The organism is Kitasatospora sp. NPDC058184 (genome assembly GCF_042883725.1).
Classification (GTDB): domain Bacteria; phylum Actinomycetota; class Actinomycetes; order Streptomycetales; family Streptomycetaceae; genus Kitasatospora.
Genome location: NZ_JBHVVE010000016.1, coordinates 123,320 through 145,231 on the forward strand (window position 1 = coordinate 123,320; position 21,912 = coordinate 145,231).

General features: G+C 73.5%; 22 protein-coding genes. 11 read left to right on the plus strand and 11 right to left on the minus strand.

All coding sequences use genetic code 11. The features are described 5' to 3' along the window. Positions 1–43: 43 nt before the first annotated feature. Together ACFVXH_RS27760 and ACFVXH_RS27765 are read right to left on the minus strand one after the other, a co-directional pair. On the minus strand, positions 44–1,003 hold the full coding sequence (locus ACFVXH_RS27760) for a pirin family protein (RefSeq protein ID WP_049651061.1): 960 nt from the start codon (positions 1,001–1,003) through the stop codon (positions 44–46). A 124-nt stretch (positions 1,004–1,127) separates the two neighbouring features. Next, positions 1,128–1,631: an SseB family protein gene (locus ACFVXH_RS27765; RefSeq protein WP_049651062.1), complete on the minus strand. Its 504-nt coding sequence runs from the start codon at positions 1,629–1,631 to the stop codon at positions 1,128–1,130. A gap of 213 nt (positions 1,632–1,844) precedes the next feature. On the opposite strand from ACFVXH_RS27765, the gene ACFVXH_RS27770 reads away from it, so the two are divergent. Next, complete coding sequence (locus ACFVXH_RS27770) at positions 1,845–3,674, plus strand: acyl-CoA dehydrogenase (RefSeq protein WP_074002033.1); 1,830 nt, start codon at positions 1,845–1,847, stop codon at positions 3,672–3,674. Between the two features lie 326 nt (positions 3,675–4,000). Further along, on the plus strand, positions 4,001–5,308 hold the full coding sequence (locus ACFVXH_RS27775; protein WP_074002034.1) for a M18 family aminopeptidase: 1,308 nt from the start codon (positions 4,001–4,003) through the stop codon (positions 5,306–5,308). A 74-nt stretch (positions 5,309–5,382) separates the two neighbouring features. Here the strand turns inward: ACFVXH_RS27775 and ACFVXH_RS27780 are convergent, their stop codons facing one another. From ACFVXH_RS27780 to ACFVXH_RS27790, 3 genes are all read right to left on the minus strand, one after another. Further along, positions 5,383–7,212 (minus strand): NHL domain-containing thioredoxin family protein, encoded by a 1,830-nt coding sequence (locus ACFVXH_RS27780; RefSeq protein ID WP_387828238.1) that lies wholly within the window; start codon positions 7,210–7,212, stop codon positions 5,383–5,385. Positions 7,213–7,259: 47 nt separating this feature from the next. Beyond that, the gene (locus ACFVXH_RS27785) at positions 7,260–8,291 is read right to left on the minus strand and encodes a Fic family protein (RefSeq protein ID WP_380744201.1); all 1,032 of its coding nucleotides are present in this window, start codon (positions 8,289–8,291) and stop codon (positions 7,260–7,262) included. 110 nt (positions 8,292–8,401) lie between these two features. Continuing rightward, positions 8,402–8,914 carry a GNAT family N-acetyltransferase gene (locus ACFVXH_RS27790; RefSeq protein WP_387828241.1) on the minus strand — a complete coding sequence of 171 codons (513 nt, stop codon included), beginning with the start codon at positions 8,912–8,914 and terminating at the stop codon, positions 8,402–8,404. A 128-nt stretch (positions 8,915–9,042) separates the two neighbouring features. Here ACFVXH_RS27790 and ACFVXH_RS27795 point away from each other — a divergent pair, with 128 nt between their 5' ends. Beyond that, complete coding sequence (locus ACFVXH_RS27795; RefSeq protein WP_387828244.1) at positions 9,043–9,531, plus strand: LURP-one-related/scramblase family protein; 489 nt, start codon at positions 9,043–9,045, stop codon at positions 9,529–9,531. A 136-nt stretch (positions 9,532–9,667) separates the two neighbouring features. Further along, on the plus strand, positions 9,668–10,090 hold the full coding sequence (locus ACFVXH_RS27800; RefSeq protein WP_074002038.1) for a DUF350 domain-containing protein: 423 nt from the start codon (positions 9,668–9,670) through the stop codon (positions 10,088–10,090). Positions 10,091–10,130: 40 nt separating this feature from the next. On the opposite strand, the gene ACFVXH_RS27805 is transcribed toward ACFVXH_RS27800, so the two are convergent. After that, a complete protein-coding gene (locus tag ACFVXH_RS27805; RefSeq protein WP_375877712.1) occupies positions 10,131–10,478 on the minus strand; it encodes a winged helix-turn-helix transcriptional regulator in 348 nt (115 codons plus the stop codon). 105 nt (positions 10,479–10,583) lie between these two features. Here ACFVXH_RS27805 and ACFVXH_RS27810 point away from each other — a divergent pair, with 105 nt between their 5' ends. Both ACFVXH_RS27810 and ACFVXH_RS27815 read left to right on the plus strand, forming a co-directional pair. Further along, on the plus strand, positions 10,584–11,501 hold the full coding sequence (locus ACFVXH_RS27810; protein WP_387828247.1) for an NAD(P)-dependent oxidoreductase: 918 nt from the start codon (positions 10,584–10,586) through the stop codon (positions 11,499–11,501). 23 nt (positions 11,502–11,524) lie between these two features. Beyond that, a complete protein-coding gene (locus tag ACFVXH_RS27815) occupies positions 11,525–12,094 on the plus strand; it encodes a GNAT family N-acetyltransferase (RefSeq protein ID WP_079272023.1) in 570 nt (189 codons plus the stop codon). 52 nt (positions 12,095–12,146) lie between these two features. Here ACFVXH_RS27815 and ACFVXH_RS27820 read toward each other — a convergent pair whose 3' ends face one another. Further along, positions 12,147–12,551, minus strand: a complete 405-nt coding sequence (locus ACFVXH_RS27820) for a type II toxin-antitoxin system VapC family toxin (protein WP_049651072.1) — start codon at positions 12,549–12,551, stop codon at positions 12,147–12,149. Next, positions 12,548–12,826 (minus strand): type II toxin-antitoxin system Phd/YefM family antitoxin, encoded by a 279-nt coding sequence (locus ACFVXH_RS27825; RefSeq protein ID WP_387828251.1) that lies wholly within the window; start codon positions 12,824–12,826, stop codon positions 12,548–12,550. The genes ACFVXH_RS27820 and ACFVXH_RS27825 overlap by 4 nt, the downstream gene beginning before the upstream one ends. A 363-nt stretch (positions 12,827–13,189) precedes the next feature. Here ACFVXH_RS27825 and ACFVXH_RS27830 point away from each other — a divergent pair, with 363 nt between their 5' ends. The 3 genes from ACFVXH_RS27830 (at position 13,190) to ACFVXH_RS27840 (ending at position 16,226) form a co-directional block, all read left to right on the plus strand. Next, positions 13,190–14,149: a hypothetical protein gene (locus ACFVXH_RS27830; protein WP_387828254.1), complete on the plus strand. Its 960-nt coding sequence runs from the start codon at positions 13,190–13,192 to the stop codon at positions 14,147–14,149. Positions 14,150–14,245: 96 nt separating this feature from the next. Further along, positions 14,246–15,283 carry an NAD(P)/FAD-dependent oxidoreductase gene (locus ACFVXH_RS27835; RefSeq protein WP_387828257.1) on the plus strand — a complete coding sequence of 346 codons (1,038 nt, stop codon included), beginning with the start codon at positions 14,246–14,248 and terminating at the stop codon, positions 15,281–15,283. Between the two features lie 40 nt (positions 15,284–15,323). Continuing rightward, positions 15,324–16,226 carry a class I SAM-dependent methyltransferase gene (locus ACFVXH_RS27840; protein ID WP_387828260.1) on the plus strand — a complete coding sequence of 301 codons (903 nt, stop codon included), beginning with the start codon at positions 15,324–15,326 and terminating at the stop codon, positions 16,224–16,226. 59 nt (positions 16,227–16,285) lie between these two features. Here ACFVXH_RS27840 and ACFVXH_RS27845 read toward each other — a convergent pair whose 3' ends face one another. Beyond that, complete coding sequence (locus ACFVXH_RS27845; RefSeq protein ID WP_387828263.1) at positions 16,286–17,134, minus strand: alpha/beta fold hydrolase; 849 nt, start codon at positions 17,132–17,134, stop codon at positions 16,286–16,288. Positions 17,135–17,209: 75 nt separating this feature from the next. Here ACFVXH_RS27845 and cutA point away from each other — a divergent pair, with 75 nt between their 5' ends. Continuing rightward, complete coding sequence (cutA, locus tag ACFVXH_RS27850) at positions 17,210–17,569, plus strand: divalent-cation tolerance protein CutA (protein ID WP_387828266.1); 360 nt, start codon at positions 17,210–17,212, stop codon at positions 17,567–17,569. A 7-nt stretch (positions 17,570–17,576) separates the two neighbouring features. On the opposite strand, the gene ACFVXH_RS27855 is transcribed toward cutA, so the two are convergent. Beyond that, positions 17,577–18,227 carry a response regulator transcription factor gene (locus ACFVXH_RS27855; RefSeq protein ID WP_049651080.1) on the minus strand — a complete coding sequence of 217 codons (651 nt, stop codon included), beginning with the start codon at positions 18,225–18,227 and terminating at the stop codon, positions 17,577–17,579. Beyond that, on the minus strand, positions 18,191–19,531 hold the full coding sequence (locus ACFVXH_RS27860) for a sensor histidine kinase (protein WP_387828269.1): 1,341 nt from the start codon (positions 19,529–19,531) through the stop codon (positions 18,191–18,193). The genes ACFVXH_RS27855 and ACFVXH_RS27860 overlap by 37 nt, the downstream gene beginning before the upstream one ends. A gap of 267 nt (positions 19,532–19,798) precedes the next feature. Here ACFVXH_RS27860 and ACFVXH_RS27865 point away from each other — a divergent pair, with 267 nt between their 5' ends. Then, a complete protein-coding gene (locus tag ACFVXH_RS27865; protein WP_387828272.1) occupies positions 19,799–21,808 on the plus strand; it encodes a serine hydrolase domain-containing protein in 2,010 nt (669 codons plus the stop codon). Positions 21,809–21,912 lie beyond the last annotated feature (104 nt).

Consider the following 21,912-nt stretch of genomic DNA (forward strand, 5'->3'; position numbering starts at 1 on the left):
GGCCCGGACCGGGTGCGGTCCGGGCCCTCGCGAGCGGGCGGGCTCAGTGGCCGTCGGCGGGGATGGTGCCGAGGCGGCCGGCCTGGAAGTCCTCCATGGCCTGCTGGAGCTCGCGGTGGCTGTTCATCACGAACGGGCCGTAGTGGGCGACGGGTTCGCGGATCGGGAGGCCGCCGAGGAGGACGACCTCGAAGTTGTTGTCGCGGGAGTCCTGCTTCTCGTCGGCGCGCAGGGTGATCGAGTCGCCGTCGCCGAAGACGACGGCCTGGCCCCGGTGGAAGGGGCGGTGCTCGGTGCCGGCCGAGCCGTTGCCGGCGAGGCCGTAGGCGAGGGCGTTGAAGTCGGCGCGCCAGGGCAGGGTGATCTGGGCGCCGGGGTTGATCGAGGCGTGGATCATGGTGATCGGGGTGAAGGTGGTGCCCGGGCCCTGGTGACCGTCCAGCTCGCCGGCGATGACGCGCAGGAGCGCGCCGCCGTCCTCGGTGCTGAGCAGCTTGACGCTGCCGCCGCGGATGTCCTGGTACTTCGGGGTGATCATCTTGTCCGAGGCGGGCAGGTTGACCCACAGCTGGAGGCCGTGGAAGAGGCCGCCGGACTGCACCAGGGACTCCGGCGGGGTCTCGATGTGCAGGAGGCCGGAGCCGGCCGTCATCCACTGGGTGTCGCCGTCGGTGATGGTGCCGCCACCGCCGTGCGAGTCCCGGTGGATGAACGTTCCGTCGATGATGTACGTGACGGTCTCGAAGCCGCGGTGCGGGTGCCAGGGGGTGCCCTTGGGCTCGCCGGCCGCGTAGTCCACCTCGCCCATCTGGTCCATCATGATGAACGGGTCGAGGTACTTCTGGTTGATCCTGGCGAAGGCGCGGCGGACGGGGAAGCCCTCGCCCTCGTAGCCCTCGGGGGCGGTCGCCACGGTGAGGACCGGCCGTGCGCTCGTGACGGCGGGGTCCGGCGTGGTGACGCGCGGGAGGGTCAGCGGGTTGTCGACGGTCACGGCGGGCATGTCGGCCTCCTTCGGGGGGTGTCTGGCCTACATCCATGAGATTAGTTCAATCCTCAACAACAAGCAAGTTGAAAGTTGAACTATGTAGTGACGGAGGAGCGCAGGGCTCCTCGTCCAGCATGGCTCAGCCGTACATCCGGCGCATCGTGAAGTCGACCATCTGCTCGACGGCCTTGGCGTCGAACACCATCCGGTGCTCGCCCTCCATGTCCAGCGCGAAGCCGTAGCCGGTCGGCAGCAGGTCCAGGACCTCGGCGCCGGTGACGGTGAAGTGCTTGGAGTCCTTGCCGGCGTAGCGGCGCAGCTCCTTCAGCGAGCTGAACATCGGGATCACCGGCGTCGGGGTGTTGTGCAGCGCCAGGAAGCCGGGGCGGTCGCCGCGGGGGCAGTGCACCTTCGAGGTGATGAAGATCGCCTGGAAGTCCTCGACCGCCATCGAGCCGGTGGTGAAGGCCCGGACGGCGTCCGCGAGTGAGGGCGGCGAGGGTTCGGGGTACAGGGACTGCTGGGGGGCCTGCGACTGCCCGCCGTAGGCGTCGGGTCCGGGCATGCCGTTCATGCCCTGCTGCGGTCCCGCCTGCTGCTGGTAGGGGTCGCCCGGGTATGTGTTCTGGTCATATCCGTACACACGGACAGGCTAGCGGGAGCGCACCCCTCTCCGCTGGCACCGATCCTGACAAGGAGTGGCCGCGTCGGCTGTGGGACGTGACCACGTTCATAGCGGATTCGCCGGCGGGGGCTTGCCCAAGTTACCGCTGGGTAGCATCATGATGCCTACTGGTGGGTACGGGACGCCGGAACGCGGCGGTCTCCCGGAAGCGACGAACCGGAGATAACGGCCATGGGTCACTACAAGTCCAACCTGCGGGACGTGGAGTTCAACCTCTTCGAGGTGTTCGGCCGCGAGCAGGTGTACGGCACCGGACCGTTCGCGGACATGGACGTCGAGACCGCGAAGAACATCCTCAGCGAGATCGCGCGCCTCGCCGAGAACGACCTCGCGGCGTCCTACGCCGACACCGACCGCAACCCGCCGGTCTTCGACCCGGAGACCAGCACCGCGCCGATCCCGGCCACCTTCAAGAAGAGCTACCAGACCTTCATGGACGCCGAGTGGTGGCGCCTGGGCATCCCGGAGTCGATCGGCGGCCAGGTCACCCCGAACTCGCTGATCTGGGCCTTCGCCGAGCAGATCCTGGGCTCCAACCCGGCCATCTGGATGTACTCCTCCGGCCCGGCCTTCGCCGGCGTCATCGCCGAGGAGGGCACCGAGGAGCAGCTCGAGGTCGCCAAGCGGATGACCGACCGCCTGTGGGGCTCCACCATGGTCCTCACCGAGCCCGACGCGGGCTCCGACGTGGGCGCCGGCCGCACCAAGGCGATCCAGCAGGAGGACGGCTCCTGGCACATCGAGGGCGTCAAGCGCTTCATCACCTCGGGCGAGCACGACATGTCCGAGAACATCATCCACATGGTGCTGGCCCGCCCCGAGGGCGGCAAGCCGGGCACCAAGGGCCTGGGCCTGTTCATCGTCCCCAAGTTCGACTTCGACTGGGAGACCGGCGAGCTGGGCGAGCGCAACGGCGTCTACGCCACCAACGTCGAGCACAAGATGGGCCTCAAGGCCTCGAACACCTGCGAGATGACCTTCGGCGCCAAGCACCCGGCCAAGGGCTGGCTGCTCGGCGACAAGGTCGACGGCATCCGCCAGATGTTCAAGATCATCGAGTTCGCCCGGATGATGGTCGGCACGAAGGCCATCGCCACCCTCTCCACCGGCTACCTGAACGCCCTGGAGTACGCCAAGGAGCGCGTGCAGGGCGCCGACATCTCGCAGTTCCTGGACAAGACCGCCCCGCGCGTCACCATCACCCACCACCCGGACGTGCGCCGCTCGCTGCTGACCCAGAAGGCCTACGCCGAGGGCATGCGCGCGCTGGTGCTGTTCACCGCGTCCACCCAGGACGACATGATGGCCGCCAAGCTGCGCGGCGAGCACGACGAGGCCGCCGAGCGCCTCAACGACCTGCTGCTGCCGATCGTCAAGGGCTACGGCTCGGAGAAGTCCTACGAGCAGCTCGCCCAGTCGCTGCAGACCTTCGGCGGCTCCGGGTACCTCCAGGAGTACCCGATCGAGCAGTACATCCGGGACGCCAAGATCGACACCCTGTACGAGGGCACCACGGCGATCCAGGGCCAGGACTTCTTCTTCCGCAAGATCGTCAAGGACGGCGGCCAGGCGCTGACCGCGCTGTCCGAGCAGATCCAGAAGTTCGTCGACTCGGCCGCCGGCGGCGACGCCCTGGCCGCCGAGCGCAAGCTGCTCGGCAAGGCCGCCGAGGACCTGGCGGCCATCGTCGGCAAGCTGATCGCCGACCTGACCTCGGTCGAGCAGGACGTCAAGAACATGTACAAGGTGGGCCTGAACACCACCCGCCTGCTGATGGTCTCCGGCGACGTCGTGGTCGGCTGGCTGCTGCTGCGCCAGGCCGTGGTGGCCCTGGCCAAGCTGGAGGCCGGCGCCTCCGAGAAGGACGTCCCGTTCTACCAGGGCAAGGTCGCGGCGGCCCGCTTCTTCGCCAAGAACGTCCTGCCGACCGTCACCCCGCAGCGCCTGATCGCCGAGGGCATCGACAACGAGATCATGGACCTGGCGGAGGAGGCCTTCTAGGCCCGTCCGGGACCGCCGGGCCCGTCCGGGCCCGCGCACCCCTCGAACCGCCTGACACACCCTCGCACCGAAGGGCCCGGCTGCCACCGGGCCCTTCGGTGCGTCCGGGACCGTGGTCGGGGCGTGCGTCCGGGGCCGTGGTCCGGGTGTGCGTCCGGGCGTGCGTCCGGCGGCGGAAAGCTCCGACCGTGCGCGGCGGTTCACGGTCGTGTCCGGGTCGTGCACCGAACCAGGTGTTCCGAATGCCCTGTCCGTGTACGGGCATATGCTCAGGTGCGAAGCCGACTCCCCATCCGGCTTCGGCCCTCACTCGACCCAGGAGCAGCATGTCGACCGCCGCCCGCCAGGCATTCTTCGACCGGACGCACAGCGACGACCTGATCGCGTTCCTCGGCACCTCACCCTCCCCGTACCACGCGGTGGCGAGCGCCGCGGAGCGGCTGGAGAAGGCGGGCTTCCGGCAGGTCGCCGAGACGGACGCGTGGGACGACGCGGCCGGCGGGCGCTACCTGATCCGCGGGGGCGCGCTGATCGCCTGGTACCTGCCGGAGGGAGCGGGCCCCGAGACGCCGTTCCGGATCGTCGGTACCCACACCGACTCGCCCAACCTGCGGGTCAAGCCCGTGCCGGACACCGGCTCGGAGGGCTGGCGGCAGGTCGCCGTGGAGATCTACGGCGGCGTCCCGCTGAACACCTGGCTGGACCGCGACCTCGGCCTCTCCGGCCGGCTCGCGCTCAAGGACGGCACCGCCCGGCTGGTCCAGCTGGACGAGCCGCTGCTGCGCGTGCCGCAGCTCGCCATCCACCTGGACCGCCAGGTCAACGAGGGCATGAAGCTCGACAAGCAGCGCCACCTCACCCCGATCTGGGGCCTCGGCCCGGTCGACGAGGGCGCGCTGATCTCCTACGTCGCCCAGCGGGCCGGTCTGGACGCCGCCGACGTGGCCGGCTGGGACCTCATGACCCACGACGTCCAGCCCGCCTCCTACCTGGGCCGCGACCGCGAACTGCTGGCCGCCCCGCGCCTGGACAACCTGCTCTCGGTGCACGCGGCCACCGCCGCGCTCGCCGCCGTCGCCACCGCCGAGGGCGCCGCCAGCCTGCCGTACATCCCGGTGCTGGCCGCCTTCGACCACGAGGAGACCGGCAGCGAGTCCGACACCGGCGCGCAGAGCCCGCTGCTCGGCACCGTGCTGGACCGGACGGTCCACGCGCGCGGCGGCACCACCGAGGACCGCGCCCGGGCCCTCGCCGGCACCGTCTGCCTCTCCTCGGACATGGGCCACGCCGTCCACCCGAACTACAGCGAGCGGCACGAGCCGGGCCACCACCCGATGCCGAACGGCGGGCCGATCCTCAAGGTCAACGTCAACAACCGCTACGCGACCGACGGCGTCGGGCGGGCGGTGTTCGCGGCCGCCTGCGAGAAGGCGGGCGTGCCGTGGCAGACCTTCGTCTCCAACAACGCCATGCCCTGCGGTACGACGATCGGCCCGATCACGGCGGCGCGGCTGGGCATCAAGACGGTGGACTGCGGCATCGCGGCGCTCTCCATGCACTCGGCGCGCGAGCTGTGCGGCGCGGAGGACCCGTACCTGCTGGCGAGCGCGCTCAAGGCCTTCCTGGAGGGCTGACGGCGGACGCGGAAGGGGCCCGGCGGTCGTCCGCCGGGCCCCTTCCGCGTTGTTCGGATGCGGGTCGTTCCGGGTTACTCCATCCCGGCCAGGACCAGCGGGAGGCGGCGGGCGCCGTCGGCGACCAGCTTCACCGGCACGCCCCAGTCCTGCTGGTGCACGTGGCAGGCCGGGTACTCGATCTCCGGGTCGTCGTCGCAGGAGGCGGCCATCGCCGAGACGTGCAGCACGCCCTCGGCGACCTCGGCGGAGAGCACCAGCTCACGGGAGAGGTCGGTGTCCGCGCCCGCGCCGGAGACCAGCAGCTCGGGCGGGGTCGAGCTGACCAGCAGCCGGGTGGACGGGCCGTAGCGCTCGTCCAGCTTCTGGCCGTTCGGCGCCTCGAAGACCACGTCCAGCCGGAAGGCGCCCGGGGCGACCTCGGTGGCCGCGCGGCGGGTGCGGTGCGCCACCGACTCGACCCGTACCGCCTCCTCCGGCAGCCGCAGCCTGGTCAGCCGGTGCCGGGCCGACTCGACCACCACGATGTCGCCGTCCACCAGCACCGCCCCGGAGGGCTCGCGCAGGTCGGTGGCCAGCGTGCTGACCTCACCGCTGGCCGGGTCGTAGCGGCGCAGCGCGTGGTTGTAGGTGTCGGCGACGGCCACCGAGCCGTCCGGCAGCACGGTGACGCCCAGCGGGTGCTGGAACAGCGCCTGGTCGGCCGCGCCGTCGCGGTGGCCGAAGTCGAACAGGCCGGTGCCGACGGCGGTCCGGACCGCCCCTGTTTCACGTGAAACCCAGCGCAGCGCGGAGGTCTCGGAGTCGGCGACCCAGAGCCGCTCGCCGTCCGCGGAGACCGCGAGGCCGGACGGCTGGGCGAACCAGGCCTCGGCGGCGGGCCCGTCCACCAGGCCCTCGTTGGTGGTGCCGGCCGCGACCGCGACCGTGTCGGCGGCCGGGTCGAACGACCACAGCTGGTGCACGCCGGCCATCGCGATCCACACCCGGCCGTCGAACCAGGCGACGTCCCACGGCGAGGAGAGGTCCACCTCGCGGGCCGGGCCCTCGGTGGCCGAGCCCTGCCACCACTGGCGGCCGGTGCCGGCCAGGGTGGTCACCAGGCCGTCGGCGAGGCGCACGCCGCGCAGGGCGTGGTTGACGGTGTCGGCGACGACCACGTCGTACGCCGAGCCCTCCGGCAGCAGCGCGAGGCCCTGCGGCTCGCTGAACCGCGGGCCGGCGCCGTCCGTGCCGTCGCCGTCCACCAGTCCGCGCTGCCCGTCGCCGATCCGGCGCACCACCGTCTCGCCGTCCTCGGCCAGCTCGACCAGCGAGTGGTGGCCGGAGTCGGCGACCAGGAAGTGGCCGTTCGGCAGCCGGACCGCCTTGCCGGGGAACTTCAGGCTCCCCGCGGTCGGCTCCGGCGCCACGTACGGGCCGTCGCCGCGGCGCAGCGTGCCCTTCGCGGCGTGCTCGGCCTCCAACTCCTCGACCAGCCGGGCCAGCGCGTGGGCATGCCCCTCGCCGGCGTGCTGGGCGACCACGTAGCCCTCCGGGTCGATCACCACCAGCGTCGGCCAGGCCCGGACGGCGTACTGCTTCCAGGTGGCCAGCGCCGGGTCGTCCAGCACCGGGTGGTGCACCTCGTAGCGGGCGACGGCGTCGACCACGGCCTGGTGGTCGGCCTCGTGCACGAACTTCGGCGAGTGCACCCCGACGATCACCACGGTGTCGCGGTGCGCCTCCTCCAGCTCCCGCAGCTCGTCCAGGACGTGCAGGCAGTTGATGCAGCAGAAGGTCCAGAAGTCCAGGATGGTGATCTTGCCCCGGAAGTCGGCGAGCGTGAGCTCCTTGCCGCCGGTGTTCAGCCAACCGCCTGCCCCGACCAGTTCGGGGGCGCGTACACGTGCACGAGATGCCATGCGTCAATCAAACCGCACGCCCGCTGCCCGCATTCCAGGGCGGGGCGTCATGCCGTGGAGCGGGGCCTGCGCTGGTGTTTGGCGGCCTTGTACGCCGCGACGGACTTGCGTGACGAGCGCCAGACTCCGTCAGGGCCCTGCACGGCGTTCAGGCGACCGCGCTGGGCTGCTTGCCGGAGCGCTGCGAGAGACAGCTCTTCATCGACGAGTGCGGCGAGCGGGACCATCCTCGCGGGGCCGGCCACGTTGGGGACGATGAAGCGGTTGAGATTGTCCTCCATCGCCCGGGCGATCAGCTCGCCGAGGGTGCCGTAGTCTCCCGCGTCCGCCCTGCGTAGTGCGGTCAGGTACGCGTCCCGCTGTCGCTTGAGGATGATGATCGGTGGATACCCGAGGCGGACGAGGACAAGGTTCATGACGAGTCGACCGGTTCGGCCGTTCCCGTCGAGGAACGGGTGGACTCGTTCGAACTGGTTGTGGATCCTGGCCAGTTCCTCGGGGAGGGGCCGGTCGAGATCCGTGCTCTCCTCGATCAGCCGTCCAAGAGCACAGACCTCGGTAACCCACTGCTCGACCTGTGCCGGCACCAGCGGCCAGCGTGGCGGCGTCATGCCTTCGGTGAAGGGGGCGATGTCGTGCTCGCGGAAGTTGCCGGGGCCTTCACGGTCGCTCGCGTCCGGGTGAGGTGCCACGTTCCAGACCGGGGTCATCGCCGCGTGGTGGATATGGCGGATCTCGCTGAGGGTAACGAGGCGGCCGTCATGCCAAGCGTCCGGTTCCAGTGCCTGGCCGTAGACCCAGCGGGCGGCGTCAGCGTAGCCCTGGACCTCGTTGTACTCGCTGAGCGGCTTCGCTCCGACGGCTCGACCCTGGTCCAGGAGTGCTTGCACCTCGCGAAGGACCAGGGTGTTGCCCTCAAGCGCGGTGGAGTGGTGTGCTTCCTGGTGCCAGATGTCGTCCCAGATCTCCTGGGCTTCTCGGGGACTGGGGAGTCCGCCGAAGCGCTCGTTCAGCTCGGTCAGCGCGCCGGCGAGTCGGTTGTAGACGGTACTGCGGCTGGGCCTGCCTCGTCCTGCCAACGTCGCTCTCCCCAGAGTTGATACATGCCATCAGTGGCTAATTGAACTTATCAACTCTGAGGGCCGCAAGGATCTGACCAGTGCATGGTGACCGCGCGGGCCACGAGGGGTTACGGCCGGGTGAGGTCGGCCTGCCAGCGGGTCTCGCCGTCCTGGGTGTGGGCGGTGCGGCGCAGGCCGAGGGCGGTGGCGATCCTGGCGGAGGCGTGGTGGTCGGGGTGGATGTGGGCGAGGGCGGTGGTGACGCCGGCGGCGGTGAGGTGGGCGAGCAGGGTGCGGGCGGCCTCGGTGGCCAGGCCGCGGCGCTGCCAGGGGGTGCCGACCACCCAGGCGAGTTCGGCCCCGTCGGGGCGGACGGTGGTCTGCACGTAGCCGGTGAGGGCGCCGTCGGCGCGCAGCCGCAGCACCCAGTTGCCCCAGGCCTCGGCCGGGTCGGGGGAGCCGGCGGCGAGCCGGGCGCAGCGGGCGCGCAGCTCCTCGACGGTGGCCGGGCGGCCGCCGGTGAAGGCGTGCAGGGCCGGGTCGGCGAGCGCGGCCGCCAGCTCCTCGGCGTGCCCGGGGGCGATCGGCAGCAGGTCGAGGCGCTCGCTGCGCAGCTCGGCGGTGGTGAGGTCAGGGTGCATGGCCGTATTGAAGGGGATCGGGGGCCGTTGTGCGACGGGGTTTCCGGTCGGCCGTTCCGTGGCGGTGCTTTCCCGCGGCCGGGGGTCCGGGGTCGAATGGGGCGGACGTCAACACGAGGAGGTCGCACGTGCGGTACCTGGTCAGGGAGAAGCTGTTCGCGGTCGGCGACGACTACTGGATCGAGGACGACCGGGGCCGCAAGGCGTACCTGGTGGACGGCAAGGTGCTGCGGCTGCGGGACACCTTCGAGCTGAAGGACGCGCACGGGCGGGTGGTCGCGGTGGTGAAGGAGAAGATGCTCACCGTCCGCGACGCGATGAAGATCGAGGACGCCGACGGCGAGGTGGTCGCCACCGTCCGGGACAAGCTGTTCACCCCGTTCCGGGACAAGTACCTGGTGGAGCTGGCCTCCGGCGGCGAGCTGAAGATCCACGGCAACCTGATCGACAAGGACTACCGGATCGAGAACCAGCACGGCGACGACCTGGCCCGGATCAGCCGCAAGTGGTTCAGGATCCGGGACACCTACGGGGTGGAGATCGCCGACGGCGCGGACACCGGCCTGCTGCTGGCCGTCGCGGCCTGCGTCGACCACCTGGTGCACGAGGACGACTGACCCGTCCCCGGTTTCCGGATCCCGGTCCGCCCCTCACCCGGGTGGGGTATCTTTTGCCAACCCTTGACCAAGGCGGTCGGGGGCCCTGACCAGCCGGTCGGGGGCTGGCGTGAGCGGACCGGGGGCTGGAACCACGATGAACGACATCCTGCACGGGCTCGGTGCGGCGGCGGCCTACGGCGCCCTCGGCGTGGTGCTGCTGCTCCTCGGCATCGGCCTGGTCGACCTGCTGACGCCCGGCAGGCTCGGCCACCAGATCTGGGTCGAGCGCAACCGCAACGCCGCCGTCCTGCTCAGCTCCGCGCTGCTCGGCATCGGCGGCATCGTCTTCACCGCGATCATGTACACCTACGCCGACTTCGCCAAGGGCCTGCTGTCGACGGCCTGTTACGGCCTGCTCGGGCTGGTGCTGATGGCCGTCGCGTTCTGGCTGGTGGACCTGCTGACGCCGGGAAAGCTCGGCGCGATCCTGGTCGAGCCGGAGCCGCACCCGGCGGTGTGGGTGTCCGCCTCCTGCAACATCGCGGTGGCGGCGGTGGTGTCGGCCGCGATCGCGTAGGGCCCGCGCCACGTTGGGTGCGGCGCCCCGTGCGGCCGCGCTACGCCGGGTACGGCGCCCCGCCCAGGAGGTGCTCCCGGCCCCAGGCGCCCAGCGGCCCCAGCGCCGTGTTGAGGCGGTGCCCCGCCTCGGTCAGCGCGTACTCGACCCGCGGCGGCACCTCCTCGTACGCCTCCCGGTGCACGATGCCGTGCGCCTCCATCTCGCGCAGGTGCGCGGCCAGCACCTTCTCGGTGATCCCCGGCAGCAGCCGGCGCAGCTCGCCGAAGCGGCAGCGCGGGCGCTCGCCCAGGGCCCAGAGGATCGACACCTTCCACTTGCCGCCGATCACGTCCATCGCGGCGTCCGTCCCGCAGATGTACGCCCCCGGCCTCGGCACGGTCGCCATGCCCACCCCTTCCGAACCTCCGACCTGGATACTGACCCCAGGGTAACCACCCACTCCGAAGTGCGTACTTGATCGTTTCCGGGGGCAGCGCGGAGGCTGACTGCCATGGCAACCAACCCCGTTGAGAACGCGTCCGAGACCCCCTCCACTCCACTCTCCCCGTCCACCCCGCTCACCCTGCTCGGCCTCGGCGCGATGGGTACCGCGCTGGCCGGGGCCTGGCTCGCCGCCGGGCACCCGCTGACCGTCTGGAACCGCACCGCCGCCCGCGCCGAGGGGCTCGCCGCCCGCGGTGCCGCCGTCGCCGCCACCGCCGCGGAGGCGGTCGCCGCGAACCGGCTGGTCGTCGTCTGCCTGCTCGACGACGCCTCCGTGCCGGAGGCGCTGGACGGCGTCGACCTGACCGGCAAGGACCTGGTCAACCTGGTCACCAGCACCCCCGCGCAGGCCCGCGTCCGCGCCGCCTGGGCCGAGGAGCGCGGCGCCCGCTACCTGGACGGCGGGATCATGGCCGTCCCGCCGATGATCGGCGTCCCGGCGACCGGGGCGTACGTGTTCTACAGCGGCTCGTCCGAGCTGTTCGAGGAGCACGGGGCCACCCTCGCCGTCCCGGCCGGCACCCGGTACGTGGGCGCGGACGCCGGGTACGCGGCGCTGCACGACGTGGCGCTGCTCAGCGGGATGTACGGGATGCTCGCCGGGATCGCGCACGCCTTCGCACTGGTCCGCGGCGAGGCCGTGGCACCGAGCGAGCTGGCGCCGCTGCTGGGCGGCTGGCTCGCCGCGATGTCCGGCTCGGTGGCCAGGACCGCGGAGCAGCTGGAGAGCGGCGACTACACCCAGGGCGTGGTGTCCAACCTGGCGATGCAGGTGGCCGGCCGGCAGACGCTGCTGAGCACCGCCGAGGAGCAGGGGGTGAGCGCCGAACTGCTGGAGCCGTACTTCCGGTTGATGGAGCGCAGGCTGGAGATCGGCGGTGGCGAGGAGGACCTGACCGGGGTCGTCGACCTGCTGCGACGGTGAGGCCCGGCCGGTAACGTACCGGCATGGCAGACCTCGAAGAACGCGCCACCGTCGTCGCGTCCCACTCACGGCAGGCCGGAGCGGGGGTGCTGGTCCGACCGCGCCGCGCCGACGACCTCGCCGACTGCGTCCGGGTGCTCGGCGACGTCCACGCGGCCGACGGCTATCCCGCCGACTGGCCCGACCGCCCCGCCGCCTGGCTGACCCCGGACGGCCAGCTCGCCGCCTGGATCGCCGAGTCGGACGGCCGGCTCGCCGGACACGTCGGCCTCGCCCGCAGCACCCCGGACGACCTCGCCCCCGCCCTGTGGGGCCACCGCACCGGCGGCCGCCCGGAGCTCACCAGCGTGATCGGCCGCCTCTACGTCGCCCCCACGGCGCGCGGCCACCTCATCGGCGCACGATTGCTGGCCTGCGCCGTGGCGCACGCGCGGGCGCTCGGCCTGCACCCCGTGCTCGACGTCCTCGCCACCGACACCGCCGCCGTGGCCCTCTACCGCCGCCTCGGCTGGACCCACCTCGGCAGCGGCGACCAGCGGTGGGCCTCCGGCCGCACCGTCACCGTCCACTGCTTCGCCGCCCCGAGGGGATGAGCCCCGGCCCGCCCGGCCACCACGGCCGGGCGGGGTGGCCCGGTCGGAGCGGCTATACCGCGATGACCTCGATCCCCTGCTCCAGGCCGATGAAGTCGTCCGCGTTCCGGGTGTAGAGCGGTAGGCCGTGGGCGGCGGCGGTGGCAGCGATCATCAGGCCCATGCGGCGAGGGCGGGGGTCGCGCTTGGCCTGGATCGTGAGTGCGATCAGTGTTCCGAATCGCCGGGCGGCCTCACGGTCAAACGGGAGGGCGGTGAACTCCGCCTCCACGTCGGCCAGCCGTTGGGCCCTGGCCAGCATCTGCACTGGGTCCTTGGCCATGGCGACACCCTGGGAGAGCTCGGCCAGCACCACCGAGGGCACGGCGACCTCGAACGGCAGGAGTTCCGGATCGATCTGCGGCAGATCGATCACCACACAGGTGTCGAGCAGGCCGCACTGGCGTCGTTCGCTCACGCGCGCTCCCACGGGTCGCCGCTGCCCTCGACCCGGTCCTCGTCGCCGTAGAAGGTGTCGGCCTCGGCCCGCAGCTGTGCGGCGTCGACGGCGGGTGCGCTCCGCCACTTGCGCTGGAGCTCTTCCACGGGGACGAACCGTCGGCGGTTGCTGATCGGTCGGACTTCGGCGATCTCCGTGCCGTTGCGGGTGATGTGGTAGATCTCGCCGGCTTCGACGTCGTCGAGTACGGCCTTGGACCGCGCCGCGAGTTCGCGCTGCGTGATGGTCTTCATGGCACAGTGTATCGCGCCGCAATACACTGTGCCACGCTTTCCCGTCCCGGCTGGTCGTCGAGGCCGGGCAGGACGATGGTGGCACCGTGGTCCACGGTGCGCGGGCCGGTGATCGCCGGGCTGGCCGTCGAGCGGGTCGCTGGGGAGGCTCGCGGCACCGGTGGTCCGGGCACGGTCGTCGTGGTCGAGGCTGCCGATGAAGCCTCGCATGGGGTTGTTCCCCTGGTGCTGGCTCAGTTGTGCGTCAGGGACTGCGAGTTGGAGTGATATCCGCTGCGCGTGGTGCGGGCTCCCCCGGGTGGGGGAGGGGGATCACCGTGCCGGGGGAGGGGCGGGGCGGGTGGCGCGGGTGAGCCTGGCGGCATGGTGAGAAGCGGGTGGGCGGTGGCCGGCTGGGGGCTCGGGTACGCCGGGTTCGGGGCGGGGTGCGGGCTGAGCGGGACGGCGCTGTTCGGCGCGCACTGGCCGGGGTGGGTGGTGGCCGGCGTGGGGCTGCTCTCGGCCGTCGCCGGAGCGCTGGTGGCGCGCCGGAAACCGGTGCGGCCGCAGCGGCTGCTGTGGCTGCTCTGCGGGGCGGCCGCGGTGGGGGCCTGGAGCCTGCTGATGGACCTGGTGACGCTGGTGTTCGGCCAGCGGGTGGACAGCGTCCCCGACACGGTGGGGCGCGCCCTGGCGGCGCTGGGGGCGGTGCTGCTGGCCAGGGCCGCCCTGGGACTGCGGCCCGGTGCCCGTGCCGGCCGGGCCGGGCAGGCCGCGCCGGCTCCCACGGCGGCTCCACCGCTCGTCCAACTCGCCGCCTGGACAGGGACTCTGGCGTTCGTGCCGTACGTGCTGATGAAGCTGGTCTGGGCGCTCGGCGGCAGTTTCGCGGGGATCAGCGGTGACCGGATGTACGCGAGCTATGTGCGCAACGGCTCCTCCGGGCTCTGGCTCGCCCTGGAGCGTTGGGGACTGGACGGCACGATGCTGCTGGCGCTGCTCGGGGTGTTCCTGCTCTGGGGGCTGGTCCGTCCGTGGGGGCAGGTCTTCCCGCGCTGGACCCTGCCGCTGCGCGGCCGCCGGGTGCCGCGCTGGCTGCCGCTCACCCCGGCCCTGCTGGGTGCGGCCACGCTGGCGCCGTACGGGGTGGTCGGGGTCGGCTACCTGGGGCTGTGCACCGCCGGGGTGACGCGGATCAGGCTGGGCGAGTTCGCCGGTGAGCAGAGCGCGCTGGAGGTCGCCTGGGTGGGGATGTGCGGGTTCGCCGGGTACGGGGTCGCGCTGGCGGTGGCCGCCCGGTCGTACTGGCGGCGGACGGGGGCGCGGGCCGCCGAGGTGGGCTGAGGGCGGGGTCGGCTCGGGGCCGGGGTTTGCTGAGGCGGCAACATTGCTTGCCGATCCGGTGGGGTGGGCCGCAGCCTGGCGGTGGAGGTGAGCGCCATGGGCGAGACGACCGGGACGACCAGGACAGCCGGGGTGACCGGGAGCAGGGAGAGCGAGCGCTACGACGTGGTGGTGGTCGGCGCCGGAGCGGCGGGGCTGAACGCCGCGCTGGTGCTGGGCCGGGCCCGGCGCCGGGTCGCGGTGGTGGACGCCGGCGAGCCGCGCAACGCGCCCGCCGCCCACATGCACGGCTACCTGAGCCGGGACGGCATGCCCCCGGCGGCGCTGCTGGCGGTCGGGCGGGAGGAGGTCGCCCGGTACGGGGCGGACCTGATCGACGCCCGGGTCGAGCACATCGAGCCCGCCGGTGCCGATGCCGATGCCGGTGCCGGTCCGGCCGGGTCCGCGGCGCCGGGCTTCGTGGTCCACCTGGCCGGCGGGCCGGTGCTGCACGCACGCCGGGTGGTCGTCGCCACCGGGCTGCGGGACGGCCTGCCGGAGCTGCCCGGCCTGGTCGAGCGGTGGGGCCAGGATGTGCTGCACTGCCCGTACTGCCACGGCTGGGAGGTCCGCGACCGCCCGCTCGGCGTGCTCGGCACCGGCCCCGGGGCGGTCAACCAGGCGCTGCTGCTGCGGCAGTGGTCGGCGGACGTGGTGCTGCTCGCGCACACCCTCGCACTGACCGACGACGAGCGGGAACGGCTCGCCGCCCGGGACGTCCGGGTGGTCGAGGGCCGGATCGTCCGCCTGGTCTCCGACGACGGGCGGCTGCGCGGCGTCGAGCTCGCCAACGGGCAGGTGGTGCCGCGCGAGGCGGTGTTCGTCTTCCCGCAGCCGGTGCCCCGGGACGCGCTGCTCTTCGGCCTCGACTGTGCCCGGGACGACAACGGCTGGGTCACCACCGACCGGACCGGCCGCACCAGCCTCCCCGGCGTCTGGGCGGTCGGCAACGTCGCCGACCCGCGCGCCCAGGTGGTCACCGCCGCCGGGATGGGCGCGGCGGCCGCCTTCGCGCTCGACCACGACCTCGCGGCGGAGGAGGTCGAGCGGGCCGTCGTGCGGTACCGCGCGTCCGGTGCCGCCGTGCCCGCCTGAGCGGGGAAGCTTTCGTCAACCCACGATCGGAGAAACCCTGATGTCAGCGCACCAGCACGACCACTCCCACTCCCACGGCCCGTCCCACGGGCACTCCCACGGGCACGTCCCCGCCGCCGACTTCGACTGGGACGCGCTCGCCGCGCACCTGGAGCTGGAGGGCGACCTGCGGGCCGACGCCGTCACCGAGGCCGGGCGGTGGCTGCTCGGCCTGCACGGCGAGGGCGCGGTTCGGCGGGTCCTCGACGTCGGCAGCGGGCCCGGGGTGATCGCCGGACTGCTGGCGGAGGTCTTCCCGGCGGCCGAGGTGGTGGCCGTCGACCAGTCGGCCGCCCTGCTGGAGCGTGCCCGGGTCCGCTCCGGCGGCCGGCTCGGCACCCGACAGGCCGACCTGCCCGCCGAGTTCGACAAGCTCGGCGAGGCCGACCTGATCTGGTCCGGCAACGCCATCCACCACCTCGGCGACCAGCAGGCCGCGCTCACCTCGCTCGCCGGGGCGCTGCGGCCCGGCGGCCTGCTCGCCGTCGCCGAACGCGGCCTGCCCGCGCGCTACCTGCCGCGCGACTTCGGCCTCGGCCGGCCCGGCCTCCAGGCCAGGATGGACGCCGCCCACGAGGACGGCTTCACCACCATGCGGGCCGAACTGCCGGACAGCACCGAGGAGATCGAGGACTGGCCGGCCATGCTCGGGCGGGCCGGGCTGACCCCGACCGGCACCCGCACCTTCCTGGTCGACCACCCCGCCCCGCTCGCCGGCCCGGTCCGCGCTTACCTGCACGTCCAGCTGACCCGGCTGCGCGACCGGCTCGCCGAACAGCTCGACACCGAGGACCGGGCCACCCTGGACGCCCTGCTCGACGAGGACGCCCCCACCGGGATCCTGCACCGCCCGGACGCCTTCTACCTCTCCGCGATGACCGTCCACACCGCCCGCCGGGACTGACCCGGCGGCCTCGCGGGTTGGCGGGGACGGGGGTGGGGCCGTCCGTGCGGCCCGTCGCTTCAGGGTGCGAGGAAGGCGGCCACCGTACGGGTGAAGGCGGCCGGGTCGTCGAGCCACGGGTAGTGGCCGGCGGCGGGCTGGACGGCGGTACGGGCGTGGCGGAACAGCGCGGCCGTGGCGCGGACCGCCCCGGGCCTCGGGTCGGGGTCGTACTCGCCGGCCAACAGGAGTGCCGGGGAGGCGAGTTCGGCCACGGCGGCGCGGACGTCGGCGGGTTGGAAGCCGCCGCCGTGGTAGGCCGCGGCGGCCTCCGGGTGGCTCTGGGCGGTGCGATCGGCCTCGTGGGCGCGGGCGGCGGCGTCCCAGGTGCCGTGGAAGAGCGGTGCCACGGCGTCGGGGTCGGCGGCGCCGCCGGCGAAGGCGGTGCGGACGGCGGCCCGGGCGGCCGGGTACCACTCCTGCTCGGCGAGGCCGCGGGCCTCGGCCGCCTCGCGGTAGTCGTCCTCGGAGGAGGTGCTGCCGAAGATCCGGAGGCTGGGCGTGACCAGCACCAGCCGACCGGTGCGTTCCGGGTGCCGCAGCGCGTACAGGGTGGCGAGCGAGCAGCCGGCGGAGTGGGCGAGGAGGTCCACCCGGTCGAGTCCGAGGTGGGTCCGGAAGGCCTCGACGTCCGCCACCTGCCGGTCGACCCGGTGGTCCGCCGGGTCGGCCGGGCGCTCCGAGCGGCCCGTGCCGCGCAGGTCGAGGACGTGCAGGGCGCGGTGCGCGGAGAGGCCGCCGAGGCCGCCGAGGTCGCCGAGGTACGCGGCGTCGCGCATCGGGCCGCCGGCGAGGACGAGCAGCGGCTCGCCCCGGCCGAGCACGCGGTAGCCGAGCCGGGTGCCGTCGGGGCCGGTGAAGGTCGTCATCGGCCGATCGTGGCAACCGCCGTCCGGCCGGGGCAACGGGAATTCGGCCGACCCGTCCCGGGGTACCGTCGGCGCATGACAGCGAGTGAGCGGCGCTTCGTCGTGGTGACCACGACCCACGAGAGCGAGGAGCGGGCCCGGGCCCTGGCGTCCGCCGTGGTGCGGGAGCGGCTGGCGGCCTGCGCCCAGGTGTACCCCGTACGGTCGGTGTACTGGTGGGACGGCGAGGTGCAGGACGCCGAGGAGTGGCGGATCGACCTCAAGACCAGGGCCGAACTCGTGGACCGGCTGGGCGCGTTCGTGGCCGGGCGGCACTCCTACGAGACGCCCGAGCTGGTCGCCGTACCGGTGACGGGCGGCAGTCCGGGCTACCTCGACTGGGTGGCCGCGGAGACCGTGCCCGAGGGAACCACGACCCAGGGCGCCGAGGACTGAGGACGGCTCAGGGCGCGACCTGGAGGAAGGCCAGCACGGCCAGCACCCGCCGGTGGTCCTCCTCCGAGGGCGGCAGGTCGAGCTTGAGGAAGATGTTGGCGGTGTGCTTCTTCACCGCCCGCTCGGTGATCACCATCCGTTCGGCGATCGCCGCGTTGGAGCGCCCCTCCGCCATCAGGCCCAGCACCTCGCGCTCACGCGGCGTCAGGCGGTCCAGCGGCTTGTTGCGTTCGTTGCTGCCGACCAGCATGGCGATCACCTGCGGGTCGAGCGCGGTGCCGCCGGCCGCCACCCGCTGGACCGTCTCCACGAACTCGTCGGGGTCGAAGACCCGGTCCTTCAGCAGGTAGCCGATCGCGCCGGTGCCGTCGGCGAGCAACTCCTTGGCGTAGAGCTGCTCGACGTACTGGGAGAGCACCAGCACCGGCAGCCCGGGGATCCGCCGGCGCGCCTCCAGGGCGGCCTGGAGGCCCTCGTCGGTGAACGTCGGGGGCAGCCGTACGTCGACGACGGCCACGTCCGGGCGCTCGGTGAGCAGGGCCTCCAGGAGGGCCGGTCCGGTGTCCACCGCGGCCACGACCTCGAAGTCGTAGGCCTCCAGCATTCGGACCAGTCCGTCCCTCAGGAGGAAGAGGTCCTCGGCGAGGACAACTCGCACGGCAGCTCCATCGTCAGGGTCGTGGGGCCGCCGATCGGGCTGCGGACGGCCAGGACGCCGTCGAAGGTAGCAAGCCGCCGTTCCAGGCCGCGCAGCCCGGTGCCGCGCGAGGGGTCGGCGCCGCCGGTGCCGTCGTCGGTGACCTGGGCCTTCAGGGTGCCGTCCTGGTACCAGAGTTGGACGTCGACCCGGCTCGCGCCCGCGTGCTTGGCGGCGTTCGTCAGGGCCTCGGAGACGGCGAAGTAGACGGCGGACTCGACCGGTGCCTCGGCGCGGCCGGGCAGGTCGGCGGTGACCGTGACGTTCAGCGGGCTGTCCATGCCCAGGGCCCGTACGGCGTCGGCCAGTCCGCGGTCGGCGAGGACCGGCGGGTGGATGCCGCGGACCAGGTCGCGCAGCTCGTTGAGGGCGGTGGCGGAGGCCTGGCGGGTCTCGGCGAGCAGCTGCTTCGCGGCCTGCGGGTCCCGTTCGACCAGCCGCTCGGCGACGCCCAGGTTCATCCCCATGGCCACCAGCCGGGCCTGCGCGCCGTCGTGCAGGTCCCGTTCGATCCGGCGCAGTTCGGCGGCCTGGGCGGTGAGCGCGTCGCGCCGGGTCTCGGTCAGGTGGACGACCTTGCGCTGGGCGGCCAGCGCCTCGGCGCGGGCGGTCGGGCCGAGCAGGGCCCCGGCCAGCGCGGTGTGGCCGCGCAGCGCGCCGGGGGCGATCGCCGGACCGGCCAGGAGGGTCGGGACGGCGAGCAGGACGGCGATCCGGGCGCTGCCCGGGTCCGTCACGTGCACCCACCAGTACCAGGTGTTGCCGTCGGCCGAGGCGATCGGCTCCCAGAGCCAGGGCTGCAGCAGGCCGAAGAGGCCGAAGGCGACCAGGGCCGGCGGGAACAGCGCCACGGTGAAGCCGATCACCGGGTCGACCAGCAGCCAGAGCAGGTCCCGCCAGGTGGCCGGGTCGCCGAGCAGGGCCCGGCAGCGCTGCCAGGCGCCCTTGAGGCCCGGCTCGGCCGGCGGCAGCGGCCGGTACGGCTCGCGGACCGCGACGCCGGACCAGCGGGCGGCCAGCGTGCGGCGGCGGCCGGCCAGGGCCCGGACGGCGAGGACGGTCGCCGGCACCAGCAGGACGCCGAGGCCCGCGCCCAGCAGGACGGCGGTGACCGTGGCGGCGACGAGCAGCAGCAGCTGCGGCACCGCGAACCCGGCCAGCGCCGTCGCGCGCAGCAGGTCCCGTACGGCCCGGCGCGCCCGGTCGAGCGGGGTGCCCGCGCTCCGCCCGGCGGCCTCGGTGCCGTCCCCGACTTCCTTGCCCACGCTGCCCGTTGTCACTGTCCGTCCCCCTCCGTACCGGCCTCGCGGCCGCCGTCCCGACCCTGCGGACCACCAGACTGCCCTACCCCGCCGCCCTGTTCACGGGGCCTCGGCCCCCTCTCGGCGGTACCTGGGTACACCCTCCGATCGACGCCCAGGGGCCCTGCCCCGGCCCACCGCTCCCGGCCTAGCGTTCGAGGTGTCCGGAAGCGGCCCGTCAGCGGAGCGCCGGATCCCCGCCAACCACCGCAATGATCACGGGAGTTCGCCATGTCCGAGCGCTTCGCCGCCGGCCGTCCGCTGGTCCGTCTGGTCCTGGTGCTGGCCGCCCTCGGCCTCTTCCTCCACGGCCTCACCCCGGCCCACGCCGCCGGGCGCGCGTCCGGAACAGGTGCGCCGACGGCCGGAAGCGGCGCGCCGCCCTCCCCGGCCGACCCCGTCCAGGTGAGAGCCCTGTTCGACGAGCTGCTTCCCCGGCTGCTCGCCGAGCACCGCATCCCCGGCGCCGCCGTGACCGTGGTGGCCGGCGGGCGGGAGGTCTTCTCGGGCGGCTACGGCGTCGCGGACACCCGGACGAACCGGCCTGTCGACCCGGCGCGGACCGCCTTCTTCATGGGCTCCGACGCCAAGGTGTTCACCGCCGTCGCCGTCCTCCAGCAGGTCGCGGCGGGAAAGCTGGACCTGGGCACCGACGTCAACCGCTACCTGACCGCCTTCAAGGTCAGGGACGGCTACCCGGGCCGCCCGGTCACCGTCGAGAACCTGCTCACCCACACCGCGGGCTTCGACGACAGCTTCATGGGCCTCGCCCAGGCCGGGCCCGAGCGGGTCGAGGGCCTCGGCGCCTCGCTCGCCGCCCACCAGCCGGACCGGGTCCGCGCCCCCGGCACCGCCGCGGCGTACGACAACTACGGTGTGGCGCTGGCCGGTTACCTGGTCGAGACGGTCGCCGGGCAGCCCTTCGACCAGTACGTCTCGCAGCACATCCTCCAGCCCCTCGGGATGGACCGCACCACCTTCAGCCAGCCCCACCCCGCCGCGATCGACGCCGACCTCGCCCGCGGCCACCGCCCCGAGGGCGACGGCCAGACCGGGACCGCGGGCCTCTACGGCCCCTGGACGCCCACCGGCGCCGCCGCCGTCACCACCGCCGACGACATGGCGAAGCTGCTGCTCGCCCTGCTCCCGCAGGGCGGCCCGGACGCCCGGCGGATCCTCGACCCGGCGACGGCCGAGCGGCTGCTCGCCCGCCACTACGGCCCCGACCCGCGCCTGCCCGGCCTGGCCTACCTGCTGGAGCAGCGCACCCACGGCGGCGAGCAGCTGCTGGTCAAGGACGGCGACGTGCCCGGCTTCCACAGCAACCTCGCCCTGCTGCCCCAGCGCGGCCTCGGCCTCTACGTGACCCTCAACGGCGACGGCACCGACGCCAGCGGCGGCTGGGCCACCCAGCAGGTGCTCACCGCCTTCCTGGACCGCTTCCTGCCCGCGCCCCCGGCCGCCGCGACCGCGCCGCTCACCGGCGGCCTGGACGCCTACACCGGCGACTACCGCTCCACCCGCACCAGCCACGCCGACCTCACCCGGGCCGCCGCCCTGATGGCCTCCCCGCACGTCACCGCCGAGCACGGCCGGCTCACCGTCACCGGCCCCGTCACCCGGGACCCGGAGGCGGCCGAGACGCACTGGGAGCAGCTCGAACCCGGCCTGTTCCAGCAGGTCGGCGGCACCGCGCGGATCGCCTTCCAGCGGGCCGCCGACGGCTCCCTCACGCTGCTCACCGACGCCGACCCGACCATCGCCTACCAGCGGCTCGCCTGGTACCAGGCACCCGGCCCGCACCAGGCGGTCGCCGTCGGCAGCCTCGCCGTCCTCGCCCTCACCCTGCTCGGCTGGCCGGTGGCGGCGGCGGTCCGCCTGGCCCGCCGCCGGGGCCGGGCCGACCGGCCGGCCGTACGGCTGCTCGGCTGGACCACCGGGGCGCTGCTGCTCGCCGCCACCGGCTGCTTCGCCCTGCTGACGGCGGACGCCAACGCGCTCAACCAGACGCTGTTCCTGGGCGATTCGCCGCTGCTGACGGTGGTCCCGGCCCTCGTCGTGACGGCCCTGGTGCTCTCCCCGGTGATGGCGCTCTGCACGGTGCTGGCCTGGCGCGGGCGCTGGTGGAACCTGTTCGGGCGGCTGCACTACACGGGGCTGACGCTGGCGGTGCTGCTCTTCCTGCTCCTCGCGGGGGCGTACGACCTCACCGGGACGGGCGCGCTGGACCTGCTCGGCTGAGGGCGGCGCGCCGGCAGGACGGTACGGCGGTACGAGAACGGCGGCGGGGCCCGGGAATCACCCCGGGCCCCGCCGCCGTCACGCAGCCGTCCAGCCGCTCAGCC